This window comes from Cytobacillus kochii (assembly GCF_044790165.1).
Lineage (GTDB): Bacteria > Bacillota > Bacilli > Bacillales > Cytobacillaceae > Cytobacillus > Cytobacillus kochii.
The window spans coordinates 4,257,771-4,270,573 of the sequence record NZ_CP085254.1 but is presented as its reverse complement, the minus strand read 5'-3'; the positions used below and the strand labels follow the sequence as shown (position 1 = coordinate 4,270,573).

At 37.7% G+C, this 12,803-nt stretch carries 13 protein-coding genes; 12 read left to right on the top strand and 1 reads right to left on the bottom strand.

Going from position 1 to position 12,803, the window contains the following annotated elements:
• The 6 genes from nuoN (at nucleotide 1) to LG276_RS21760 (ending at nucleotide 6,833) form a co-directional block, all read left to right on the top strand.
• A complete protein-coding gene (gene nuoN, locus LG276_RS21785; protein ID WP_404292884.1) occupies nucleotides 1–1,500 on the top strand; it encodes an NADH-quinone oxidoreductase subunit NuoN in 1,500 nt (499 codons plus the stop codon).
• A gap of 209 nt (nucleotides 1,501–1,709) precedes the next feature.
• Entirely contained in the window at nucleotides 1,710–1,946 is a 237-nt protein-coding gene (locus tag LG276_RS21780; protein WP_224936937.1) for a DUF1146 family protein, read from the top strand.
• Nucleotides 1,947–2,166: 220 nt separating this feature from the next.
• On the top strand, nucleotides 2,167–2,916 hold the full coding sequence (locus LG276_RS21775) for a YwmB family TATA-box binding protein (protein WP_224936745.1): 750 nt from the start codon (nucleotides 2,167–2,169) through the stop codon (nucleotides 2,914–2,916).
• A 33-nt stretch (nucleotides 2,917–2,949) separates the two neighbouring features.
• Complete coding sequence (murA, locus tag LG276_RS21770) at nucleotides 2,950–4,266, top strand: UDP-N-acetylglucosamine 1-carboxyvinyltransferase (protein WP_095371609.1); 1,317 nt, start codon at nucleotides 2,950–2,952, stop codon at nucleotides 4,264–4,266.
• A gap of 467 nt (nucleotides 4,267–4,733) precedes the next feature.
• Nucleotides 4,734–5,765 carry a stage II sporulation protein D gene (gene spoIID / locus LG276_RS21765; RefSeq protein WP_404292882.1) on the top strand — a complete coding sequence of 344 codons (1,032 nt, stop codon included), beginning with the start codon at nucleotides 4,734–4,736 and terminating at the stop codon, nucleotides 5,763–5,765.
• Between the two features lie 201 nt (nucleotides 5,766–5,966).
• Nucleotides 5,967–6,833, top strand: a complete 867-nt coding sequence (locus tag LG276_RS21760) for a M23 family metallopeptidase (RefSeq protein ID WP_224936743.1) — start codon at nucleotides 5,967–5,969, stop codon at nucleotides 6,831–6,833.
• Between the two features lie 79 nt (nucleotides 6,834–6,912).
• On the opposite strand, the gene LG276_RS21755 is transcribed toward LG276_RS21760, so the two are convergent.
• Complete coding sequence (locus tag LG276_RS21755; protein ID WP_224936936.1) at nucleotides 6,913–7,563, bottom strand: LysM peptidoglycan-binding domain-containing protein; 651 nt, start codon at nucleotides 7,561–7,563, stop codon at nucleotides 6,913–6,915.
• Nucleotides 7,564–8,221: 658 nt separating this feature from the next.
• On the opposite strand from LG276_RS21755, the gene spoIIID reads away from it, so the two are divergent.
• From spoIIID to fabZ, 6 genes are all read left to right on the top strand, one after another.
• Nucleotides 8,222–8,494 carry a sporulation transcriptional regulator SpoIIID gene (gene spoIIID / locus LG276_RS21750; RefSeq protein WP_095371613.1) on the top strand — a complete coding sequence of 91 codons (273 nt, stop codon included), beginning with the start codon at nucleotides 8,222–8,224 and terminating at the stop codon, nucleotides 8,492–8,494.
• A gap of 436 nt (nucleotides 8,495–8,930) precedes the next feature.
• Entirely contained in the window at nucleotides 8,931–9,932 is a 1,002-nt protein-coding gene (locus LG276_RS21745; protein WP_224936742.1) for a rod shape-determining protein, read from the top strand.
• A gap of 146 nt (nucleotides 9,933–10,078) precedes the next feature.
• Nucleotides 10,079–10,894 carry a flagellar hook-basal body protein gene (locus LG276_RS21740; RefSeq protein ID WP_404292879.1) on the top strand — a complete coding sequence of 272 codons (816 nt, stop codon included), beginning with the start codon at nucleotides 10,079–10,081 and terminating at the stop codon, nucleotides 10,892–10,894.
• 29 nt (nucleotides 10,895–10,923) lie between these two features.
• A complete protein-coding gene (locus LG276_RS21735) occupies nucleotides 10,924–11,760 on the top strand; it encodes a flagellar hook-basal body protein (RefSeq protein ID WP_404292877.1) in 837 nt (278 codons plus the stop codon).
• Between the two features lie 14 nt (nucleotides 11,761–11,774).
• Complete coding sequence (locus LG276_RS21730) at nucleotides 11,775–12,056, top strand: DNA-directed RNA polymerase subunit beta (RefSeq protein WP_095371617.1); 282 nt, start codon at nucleotides 11,775–11,777, stop codon at nucleotides 12,054–12,056.
• A 147-nt stretch (nucleotides 12,057–12,203) separates the two neighbouring features.
• Nucleotides 12,204–12,626, top strand: a complete 423-nt coding sequence (gene fabZ, locus LG276_RS21725) for a 3-hydroxyacyl-ACP dehydratase FabZ (protein WP_095371618.1) — start codon at nucleotides 12,204–12,206, stop codon at nucleotides 12,624–12,626.
• Nucleotides 12,627–12,803: the final 177 nt, after the last annotated feature.

The following is a 12,803-nucleotide window of genomic DNA, read 5'->3' as shown; positions in this document are numbered from 1 at the left end:
ATGGATCTTGATACATTATTATCATTTAGTTGGCATGCGATGGTGCCAGAATTCATTATTCTTGGTACAGCTACTCTACTATCCCTCCTAGATTTATTTCTACCGAGGTCGTTTCATCGGAAATGGCTCGGTTGGCTTGGTGTAGGAAGTATCATTGCAGCTTTAATCTTTTTACTTACACTCATAGGGGACACACCTTTTGCGATCCTTTATGACACCTTCCGATTAGATTCCTTTGCGATTGCTTTTAAATTAGTGTTATTAGTTGCAGCAGGCTTTGTGTTGTTGTTAGCTATTTCTTATGAACCGAAAGAAAAATTAACGGAGTTCAGGGGAGAGTTTTTCTATTTATTTTTAGTGGCATTACTTGGTGCGATGATTATGTCCTCCAGTGCTGATTTAATTACTCTTTTTGTAGGTTTAGAGCTAATGACCTTATCATCCTATATATTAGTAGGAATAAGAAAGAAGCATCTCCCTTCAAACGAGTCAGCAATGAAATATGTCATTAATGGAGGAATTGCCACAGCTATTACCTTATTCGGCATGAGTTATTTATATGGGATTGCTGGGACAACCAATATTTTAGAAATGGCTGGTAGGCTTCAAGAGTTAACGAATACTCAACATCTATTTTTATTAGCACTAGCTTTTCTAATGATTTTAGTTGGTTTATCATTTAAAATCGCTGCAGCACCTTTTCATATGTGGACACCAGATGTTTATGAAGGAGCGCCGATACCAGTTACCGCTTTTTTGAGTATTATTTCAAAAGCAGCAGGGTTTATTTTAATCATTCGAATGTTCATCACAGTTTTTTATCATATTCCGGATGTGAGTAACAATTCTTCTTTATTAATGGCGCTGCAAAACTTTTTAGCCGTTCTTGCTGCCGTGACGATGATATGGGGGAATTTAGTGGCTCTAAGGCAAACGAAGATTAAGCGGATGCTTGCTTATTCAAGCATTGCGCATGCGGGATATTTATTAGTTGCGGTAACAGCTTTCTCAGCCTTTATGGTAGAGACGATTTGGTTTTATTTAACCGCCTATTTATTTATGACAATCGCTGTTTTTTCCTTATTACAATTAATGAGTATTGAAGAGTTAAAGCAATTGTCTGGGCTTTCCAAACGCGCTCCCCTTTTAGCTGTTGCACTCGCACTTACTATGCTAGGGTTAGCGGGAATACCTGGAACATCAGGGTTTATTGGCAAACTGAATATTTTTCTAGGCGCATTAAGCACAGAACCAACGCATTATCTATTAGCTGTTATTCTAATCGCCACTACGGTGATATCTTATATATATTATTTTAAGTTGATTGTTTACGCCTTTTTCCGAGAAGCGAATCATACTTTTCAAATGAGTGGGAAGAAGTTGAATGGCGTTATCATAAGTATTTGCGTGATGATGACAATACTACTTGGCGTTTTTCCACAATTAGCTTATGATTTCCTCCATCAAAATTTTTTATCATTTTATGATTTCTTACAGTAGAAACGGGTATAGAAGAAGGGAGAGCTCCTTCTTCTTTTTAATTTATGGAAAGCAAAGGGCTTAAAGTAAAGTAAATTATGGAAAAATAAATTTAGGTGAAACGAAAAGTGAAACAAAAACGTCAATTGTTAAGAGGGTGTGTGCTATCTTTCTGAAGGTGATTTGAGTTAAAATAAATGGTGTAGTTTTTGATTGAAGGAGTGGGTCATGTGATCTCTGGATTTGGCCAACAGGCATTGGTTAGTATTATTGTACATTTAATATTTATTGCTGTAGCTTGGTATGCTTTGCAAGCGATTAAAATTGATACGTGGATCAAGGCGAACCATGTTTTTCAAGCAAGGGTATTATATGTATTGTTATCGATCGCACTTGGATCGATTGTCGGTAACTTTGTGCTTGATTATCTTCTTTGGTCTCAACAACTTCCATTTATTTTGCAATAATCCATTTGTCAAAAAATAGACCTGAAATATAGGTCTTCGTACATGTTTTCATTTGCTCAAAGTTTGAGTACAATGCATGATGTTGCTATAAATTTTCTTAAAACTATACATATAAACTGACTTAATCTTCACTCAACTAGTGGATGTCAAAATGTGACGATAATTCCCAAGTATGCGGATCTCTCCTTTGGTAACAATGGTAGTAAGGGAGGGAGTTTAAATGAAGAAGTATTCATTTATATTTTCTATAATGGGAATTGTCGGGTTAGTTTGGATTATTTTCGGCAATCATTCGGATGCAGCATCTGTAGAAGAGCTTTCACTAATACAAATCGCTCAAACTGTACAGGACGAGAATATTTTGATTCAAGAATGGTCAGTTCATGCAAGGGAAAACTTGGAAACATTACAAACCTTTGCAGAAGTAAAAGCATATACTAAAGAGATGAAAAAGAGTTTTACAGACTGGAAATGGTCTGTCCAAAAGGAATCTCAAGAAAGATATGAAGTCATCGGGACGCTTAAAAAAAATGATCTGACTGAAACGATAAAAATACTTTCAACCGACACAAAAAACAATGTACAAACGTATGTCATTTATGAGGCGAAAGGTGCTGGCTACAAAGGCAGTATCCAGGAAAATATGGGGAACTATATGAAAAGTCAGATGTCTGACATTTTTACTAAAAAACCCAATATTTTCTCTTGTATCATTGGTCATTATGATGGTAATATGAGGGAGTCTATGCTTGAACAAATGAACGGATTATTGTCCACATTTAATGCGAAAGAAATAGAAGCGTTAGAAGAAGAGCAATTTATTTCGACATCGGCATATTCACCTATGTTCAAAGAGTCTGTTACAACGGATGGCAAAGATATGAATTTACAAATTGGCTTAAGAAAAGAAGGGTTGGGCGCTAAGACAACTATTGTTATCGGCACACCCATCATAACGATTGAATATTAATATAGAGAAAATGGACGCGGAGGGGAATACACTTTGGAAAAAATCATCGTCCGCGGCGGAAATCGGTTAAGTGGCACAGTCAAAGTAGAAGGCGCAAAAAATGCTGTTTTACCGGTAATCGCTGCAACATTGTTAGCAAGTGATGGAAAAAGCGTAATTCGTGATGTCCCAACTCTCTCCGATGTATATACAATTAATGAAGTATTACGTTTTTTAAACGCCGAAGTGGGGTTTGATAACAATACAGTAACTGTTGATGCATCTAGAGAGTTAAAAGTAGAAGCACCATTTGAATATGTTCGAAAAATGCGTGCATCTGTTTTAGTCATGGGTTCACTATTAGCGAGAAATGGAAGAGCAAGAGTAGCATTGCCAGGCGGTTGTGCGATTGGTTCACGCCCGATAGATCAACATTTAAAGGGTTTTGAAGCAATGGGTGCAACAGTTAAGGTTGGCAACGGTTTTATTGAAGCAGAAGCTCCAGAAGGAAAACTACATGGTGCAAAAATATATCTTGATTTTCCTAGCGTAGGCGCAACAGAAAATATTATGATGGCCGCTACATTAGCAAAGGGTACAACGATTCTAGAAAATGTAGCAAAAGAGCCAGAAATTGTGGACCTTGCGAACTTCCTTAATAAAATGGGTGCAAAAGTTCGTGGTGCTGGAACAGGAACGATTCGTATTGAAGGTGTGGATGTATTATTTGGTGCTGAGCATCATATTATTCCAGACCGAATTGAAGCAGGTACATTTATGGTAGCAGCAGCCATTACAGGCGGCGATGTTCTTGTCAAAGGTGCTGTACCAGAACATGCGACATCTTTAATTGCAAAAATGGAAGAAATGGGCGTTCAGTTTATCGAAGAGGAAGAAGGCGTTCGCGTCATCGGCCCGTCAGAGCTTAAAGCTGTAGATATCAAAACGATGCCTCACCCAGGTTTTCCAACAGATATGCAATCTCAAATGATGGCACTATTGCTTCATGCCAAAGGCACAAGTGTTATTACGGAGACTGTATTTGAAAACCGCTTCATGCATGTGGAAGAATTCCGTCGCATGAATGCAGATGTGAAAATCGAAGGTCGCTCTGTTATTATGGAAGGACCATCCAACCTACAAGGTGCAGAAGTTGCCGCAACCGATTTACGTGCTGCAGCTGCTCTCATCTTAACAGGACTTGTAGCAGACGGCATAACACGTGTAACAGAATTAAAACATCTTGACCGTGGCTATGTCGATTTCCATAAGAAACTAGCGAGCTTAGGTGCAGACATTGAACGTGTGACTGAAGCAGACGAAGATATGTCTACAACTGAACAAACCATCATTACTGATTTGAATGCCTAAAAATGGCTGAACCACTCATCTTTTTAAAGATTAGTGGTTTTTTTTTTGGGGCTAAGGATGAAAATGCAGATGTACATATATGTGAGATAAGTAATGTGTGGGCGCACAGAGTGTATAAAACTGATGAGATGTGTGGCAAACAGGAAATGCGCACAAATAGAGTTCACAAAACCATCAAGATGTGTGGGCGAAAAAAGACAGAAGTTCATCCACAAATTTTTTTAAGTGTTGTAGGACTCTATCTATGATTTGGTTGCGGACTCAAAACTATTCATTACCATAGTGAAGGTGAACACTTACCTCTCGCAAAAAGCCCTCACTCCATTTTCTCTCGGTTCTCTATCTCTACCACCATTACATACGAAATAGCTACTTTACTAGAGAAATTCAATAGTGGGATTTTGTCATAATGGCTCTATTTCGACCATATGATTGAATGAGACGTGAATCTTGATGGAGGCTAGCATATGACAAAATTCAAACCATTCATCGTACTATCAGCAGTACTCTTTACACTTGTATTAATTATTCCAGCCTTACTAGTAGTTCTTCCTTTCGGAAATGACGAGAAGCAAGAGAATCGGGAGGCTGTGACTGCGGAGAAGAAGAAGGAGGAGGCAACGCCTTTCACCTCGATGGAACCTGCAGTTGATGTGGCAGTTTATCGCACCGATGCCAAAAAAGTGGAGACATTTGCTTTTGAAGACTATCTTATTGGGGTTGTTGCTTCTGAGATGCCTGCTGAGTTTGAGTTAGAGGCGTTGAAGGCACAAGCACTAGCAGCGCGAACGTATACCATGCAGCATCTACTGGCAGATGAGGGCTCATTACCAGAGGGTGCCATGATTACTGATTCCACTGATGATCAAGTTTTTAAAAACAAAGAAGAGCTCAAGAAAATATGGAAGTCCGATTATGATTGGAAAATCGAGAAAATTACGCAAGCAGTTCAAGAAACAAGTGGGCAAATTCTTACCTATGATGGTAATCCTATAACAGCAGCGTTCTTCTCAACAAGTAATGGCTATACGGAAAATGCAGAAAATGTTTGGGCGAATGCCACGCCGTATTTAAAAAGTGTCAAAAGCCCCTGGGACATAGATACACCAAAATTTGCTGATCAAATCTCTATCCCTGTATCCGAATTTGAAAAAAAGTTAAATGTGAAAGTACCTTCGGGTCAAACTGTTGCTAAAATTGTTGAGAAAACAGATGGTAATCGAATAGGGAAAGTAGATATTAATGGAACCATGATTAAAGGAACAGATGTTAGAATGAAATTAGGGTTGCAATCAACTGACTTTACCCTGAAGAGAAATGGTGATCAGATTAATATACAAACAAAAGGGTATGGACATGGGGTTGGCATGAGTCAGTATGGTGCAAACGGTATGGCGAAAGAAGGTAAATCATATAAAGAAATTGTTTCTTATTACTATAAAGGAATCGAAATTAGTGAATCTGATACGATGGTGGCAAAATTAACTGCACAAAAGTAAGTTTAAACAAACAGCTTCAATCGGAGCTGTTTGTTTTCTGTTTGAATGTAGAACTATTGGTACTTAAGTATTCAGAATATAATTATTTTGATAAAACATGTATATAAAAATCGAGTTAGTAAAAAATAAATCCAAAAAAATTTTTAGATGATGTATATATCTTCTGGAATCTGTTCAAACTGATGCCAGAGGTGATGAAAAATGAGAGAGGAAGAAAAAAAGACTTCTCAAGATTCTAGTTTTAAAAAGTTTATGAAGAAACGTTGGGCTTATCCAGCAATTTACATCGCGAGTGCAGCACTCATACTTAGTGGCGTTCTATGGTTCCAAAACAGCAATGAAAATGCTTCAGACACAGATGGATTCGATTACGGTGAGACAGATCTTACTGGCAAAGGTAATGAGGATGCAGTTGAAGTGAATAATGCAATGGAGAACTTTGTGCTACCGGTAGAAAAAGCGGACGGAGCAGTAATCCAAACTAAATTCTATGATGTACATGGTGAGGAAGCGGCTCAAGAAGAAGCTTTGGTATTCTACAATAACACATACCAACCAAATGCAGGTATTGACATTGTTATGGAAGATGGGAAAACATTTGAAGTTCGTGCAGCATTAAGTGGAACAGTGACTAAGGTGGAAGAAGATGCAACACTAGGAAATGTCGTTGAAATTCAGCATGCTGAAGGAATTGTGACACGCTACCAATCCATTACTGATATGAAAGTAAAAGAAGGTAGTGTAGTGGAGCAAGGAGATACAATTGCTCAATCTGGTCAAAGCCAAATTAACCAAGAAGCTGGAGAGCACGTACACTTTGAAATCCGTAAAGATGGTGTAGCTGTAAACCCAGAGGAGTTTGTTGGTAAAACGTTAAGTCAATTGGAAAAAGCTGAAATAGCTGAAGAGAGTACACCTGCTGAAGATGCAGCCCAAGAAGGTTCAACGGAAAGTGCTGATGATGAATCAGATGCTGCGCCAAGTGATGAAGGCCAATCAGAAGATGATGGTGCAAGCAATGAAGATGAAACAGACGCTGATGCTTCTTCAGATACACAAGAATCATAAATAAATGTTGAGACAAAAATGGAAAAGTTTCGACATTTCTCGGGAAATATTCATTCGTGAATATTTCCCTTTTTATTTCTTATGGAGTTTGAGTAGAATGTATTGATAGTAATGAATTTCTCTTATATGTAATGAATAAATCTTGTCCAGTAAATGCTTGAAGTCTAGAAGCAGACTGTAGAGGTGCCAGTAAAGTGAAAAACTCTTCATCGTCTTGGAATTCGAGCACACGATCATCTGCAGCCCCAATAAGTTTAGCTTGCGATGTATACATTTCATCAATGATGGTTAATGGTTGAAAAGCGTAAATATGATTATCCTTAAGGTTGTTGAGAGCTTTTAATTCTTCAACGCTTAATCCGTATCTACCGGCAATTCTCCATAATGTTTCCCCAGGAGCGACAATATGTATAAATGGTTCACCTGATAAACCTTGATAATTTGTAGGATATGGAATGTCTAGCGATTGCCCTACAGTAATATAATTGTCTACAAGTTGGTTATGTATCTTTAATTCTTCGACAGAAAGATTATGTTTTTTGGCAATACGATAGAGTGTGTCATTTTTTTGAACTTTATAAGTAGCGGCTTCTGATGATTGCTCATTCAAGCTGAAAATGACAGCAAGGATAATGACTGTAGCAGCCAAGATGCCTGTTAATTTCATTCTTCTTAATTTCATCCTTCTTTGTCTCGCTTCAAAGATTCTCTCTTTCCGTGGCTTTAACACTGTCAAAATAAATCACCCTTCAATTGGAAAATAATTGTTATATAACCATGTTTTATCTATTGGCTCGAATTTTAGTGTAAGTCAGGGATGGATTAAACAACAATAGGAATAAAGAATCTCTTGTTCATTATAAAGAATTGGGTATTTGGTTTTTATGTATAGACTTTTATCACTTTTCGTTGGTTACTGAAATACATTTAATTGAGTGATTAGAACTAAAAATTCTAATTTGTAATATAGCGTAAGAAAAAGGGTTTGCGAAACTTGTCGAAAAATAAGTATTTATAATCAGGTCTAATAACCCTTTTGTAAGTCATAAGTCGCAGGTATTAAATAACAATCATGTTATATAGAGAATGTCTTCTTAAAAAAGATTGCTTAAAATGAAAAAAACATACAGTTACTTGTCCTACTTGTGTTTTTTGTGCATATATTTTAATCCAAGCTAATAAACTGTTACAAACCTTACAAAGAGAATGTTTGAGGTGAGGGGTCGTTTGTTTAGTAACAGCTGTATAATCTCTAGGATATGTTTAGCTACTGCTCGGCAGGTTTACCTGCTACTCTTTTAACAACTAGTAAAACACACACTATAAGACAAAGTAAAAACGAGTCTCATTTCACACTTCTCACATCCAATTTAGGGAGGGCGAGTAGTGTGCACGATTACATCAAAGAGAGAACCATCAAGATTGGAAAGTATATCGTGGAGACGAGAAAAACGGTTCGCGTAATTGCGAAGGAGTTTGGCGTATCCAAAAGTACAGTCCATAAAGATCTTACAGAAAGATTGCCTGAAATAAATCCTGACCTTGCTAATGAAGTAAAAGAAATATTAGATTATCATAAGTCCATTCGTCATTTGCGAGGGGGAGAAGCAACAAAGTTAAAGTATAAGAAAGAAGAGCTTGAAGAAGAACCCATCAAATAATGTATGAAGCGGGCAGAGGGAGGTAAGGTACAACCATCTGCCTGTTTAACCTTACTCCTTTATTACTTCAAAGTGTTCCCGCAGCTTTTATCCCAAGAATCAACCATTTCAACAATTTCTCCTTAAAAAGTCACAATATATTTTGACAAATAGTTATTTATTCTCCTAGAGATGTGCTAAAATAATTAACTAGGATATAATGAACTTGATATGTGCTTTTGTTAACGTGGAAGCCCTAGAATATACATAAAATAACTCTTTTCTCAGGTTGCTTGAGAAAGGCTTTTGTATGGGGAAATATTCGTGCGGAAACGAAAAATCAATGATAGATTGCTTACATAAGCAAAAAACACAAAAGGCATTTTACTTGCCTATTAAGCCATTTGAACTGTAAAAAATGAGAAGAAGATTAGTTGCGAGGAGGAAGTTAGGAACAATGTTTGCAAGAGATATTGGAATTGACTTAGGTACGGCAAATGTACTGATACACGTAAAAGGAAGAGGGATCGTTTTAAATGAACCTTCTGTTGTAGCCATTGATAAAAACACGAATAGAGTACTAGCTGTCGGTGAAGAAGCACGCCGTATGGTGGGGAGAACGCCTGGAAATATTATTGCTATTCGCCCGCTAAAAGATGGTGTAATTGCTGACTTTGATGTAACGGAAGCGATGCTTAAGCACTTTATTAACAAATTAAATGTGAAGGGTTTTCTATCTAAACCGCGTATTCTTATTTGTTGCCCTACCAATGTAACGAGCGTTGAGCAAAAGGCGATTAAAGAAGCAGCAGAAAAAAGTGGCGGTAAGAAAGTCTATCTTGAAGAAGAACCGAAAGTTGCCGCAATTGGTGCGGGAATGGATATTTTCCAACCAAGTGGTAATATGGTCGTAGATATTGGTGGAGGAACAACGGATGTGGCTGTTCTATCTATGGGTGATATTGTTACATCTTCTTCAATTAAAATGGCCGGTGATAAATTTGACAATGAAATTCTCCAATACGTTAAAAAGGAATATAAGCTTTTAATTGGTGAGCGTACGGCTGAAGATATTAAAACTTCTATTGCAACGGTATTCCCTGACTCTAGAAATGAGAGCATGGAAATTCGTGGTCGTGATATGGTTTCTGGATTACCTCGCACAATTACTGTTCACTCAAAAGAAATCGAACAAGCTTTAAAAGAGCCTGTAGACGTGATTGTCCAAGCTGCAAAAAGTGTTTTAGAGCGAACACCACCTGAACTATCAGCAGATATTATTGATCGTGGCGTTATTCTGACTGGTGGAGGAGCATTGCTTCATGGTATCGATATGCTTCTTGCTGAAGAATTAAAAGTACCTGTTCTCATTGCTGAAAATCCGATGGACTGTGTCGCAGTTGGAACTGGAATTATGCTTGATAACATTGATCGTTTACCACGAAAAAAATTAAGTTAACAAATGAGTAAGGCTGACCTAATGATCTTCTATAGGCCAGCCTTTTCGTTGAAGAGCAATGCATTTACCTCTAAGTAAATAATGCTAATTAATTATGCACCCTTTCCGATATAAAAGGGAGACGATAATATACGGGAGTGACCGATATGTTTAGAGGGTTTTACACTGCAGCATCAGGTATGTTAACGCAGCAAAGAAGAACGGAAATGTTAGCTAATAATATGGCCAATGCAAATACACCTGGTTTTAAAGCAGATCAAACAGCAATTAGCAGTTTCTCTGATATGTTACTGCAAAGAATAGATAGTCAAAATATCCCTACAGAAAACGGGTTTCGTATACCAGTTAACGAAACAGTTGGAAGTATTAGTACAGGTGTATATTTACAAGAAGCTATGCCTTTATATACCCAGGGTGATTTAAATGAAACAGGTCTGGCTACAGACTTATCGCTTGAAAATGGTAATCTTCCGGACGGTAGTGCATTGTTTTTTACTGTTGCTGGTGAAGATGGCAATACAAAATATACACGCAATGGTAATTTCACATTAGATAGCCAAGGATATTTGACTTCAGCAAGTGGTCTATACGTTTTAGATCAAAACGGGAACAGAATCCAACCGGGTAGTGAATCATTTACCGTTAATGATGAAGGGTATTTTACAGATGCAGCTGGAAATACCACACGCATTGGCGTAGCTTATGCGGAAACAACAGAAAATCTTCTAAAACAAGGAGATGGGCTCTTCGCTACGGAAGATAATACTGCTTTGCAAAATGGTTACGGTAATGTTGCCTTTCGTATCCAACAAGGTTTCTTAGAACGTTCCAATGTTGATGCCTCAAGAACGATGACAGATATGATGGCAAGCTATCGTACGTTTGAAGCCAACCAAAAAGTGTTACAAGCATACGACCGCAGTATGGAGAAAGCAGTAAACGAAGTTGGCCGTCTTGGATAACAACTAGGAAGTTATAAGGAGGCGATGAAATGAACCGTGTAATGATTACAGCAACAAACACCTTATCACAATTACAAAAGCAAATGGATATACATGCCAATAATATGGCGAATGTCGATACTACAGGTTTTAAAAGAAGAGAAGCGTCTTTTGGTGAACTTCTCGTTCAACAATTTAATAATCAACCTGCTGAAGAACTAATGGGCGTACAGAGAATGACTCCAGAAGGTGTTAGACAAGGTGTAGGGGCTAAACTTGCCCAAGCTAAGCTAGTGAGCACACAAGGCAGTCTAAAATCAACTGATCGGGCATTAGACTTCGCTTTAACAGGAGAAGGTCAATACTTCCGCATTCTTCAACAAACCGAAAACGGTGCTGAAATCCGTTATACAAGAGACGGTTCTTTCCATCTTACGCCGTCAGGGAATAATGAAGTGATGCTCGTAACTGGGAATGGTGATGCCGTTTTAGGACAGAATAATGAACCCATTACTTTTTCGTCAGATGTAAACCAGTTTACATTATTGGAGCAAGGCAGACTCCAAGCTCAGACTGCTAATGGAGGCACTCAAACGGTAAATCTTGGGATTACGGTCGTCCATAAACCACAATATTTAACACAAATCGGTGAAAATATGTTAAGCTTGCCTGCAGAGGCTGAAATGGATGGCATTGATATTTATACTGATTTAGCTGGGCAGTTTAGTGGCGATATTTCACTGTCACAAGGTGTCCTAGAACAATCAAATGTCGACCTTTCAAAGGAAATGACCGACCTAATGAACACACAACGTTCATACCAATTTCAATCACGTTCAATAACGATGGCTGATCAAATGATGAGCCTCATTAATGGAATTCGTTAAAGGGGAAGAAAACGATGTCACTTAATAACGAGCAAGATTCGTCAACAAGAATAACTAAACAAAAAGCGCAACATAATTCAACTACTACACGTGAAGATAAAACCACAGTGAACCGAATTAGAGTGCGACTTATACCGATCTGGCTACGAATTATTATTGTGCTAGTTTTACTTGCCATTTGTATCATCGCGGGTGCAGCGTTTGGATATAGTGTGCTTGGTGATGGCCAGGCAACAGATATCTTTAAAAAAGAAACGTGGATGCATATGATTGATTTGGTTAATAAAGAGAACTGAAGAATGGGGAGCGCATTGATATGCCTCCTTTTTGTTTTGTCTTATTTGAAGAATTTGAAAATGAACTTGTTTTATCTTTGCATTTGTCCTTTTTTTTAGTACAATAATAATTAATATTATACCTATTATTAGTAGGAGGTACTAAAAATGCTTGATATTAATGAAATAAAAGAAATTATTCCTCATCGTTATCCCTTTTTATTAGTAGATAAAATCCTTGAAGTAGAAGAAGGTCAACGAGCTATTGGCATTAAAAATGTAACGGCTAATGAAGAATTCTTTAATGGCCATTTCCCTGATTACCCCGTCATGCCTGGTGTTTTAATTGTGGAAGCATTAGCACAAGTAGGCGGAGTGGCAATGCTGAAAAAAGAAGAAAATAAAGGCAAGCTCGCTTTCTTCACTGGGATTGATAAATGTCGATTTAAAAAACAAGTGAAGCCGGGCGATCAATTACGATTAGAGGTCGAAATGACTCGTGTGAAGGGCCCGATTGGTAAAGGAAAAGGTGTAGCAACCGTCGACGGCGAACTAGTTTGTGAAACAGAAATGATGTTTGCATTGAAATAACATCAAAAGAAGTAATGCCCACTTTATATAGGGCATTACTTCTTTTTTTTCGCTGCAAGGCACTTAACAGGCGGAAAATTTTACAATCAACCAATTTGAAATTTTGTTTAGGTTTTCGGGAACGATAACAAAAGACCACAATAGAGGTCAAAAATTTTTGAAATTGGAAGGGAGTTT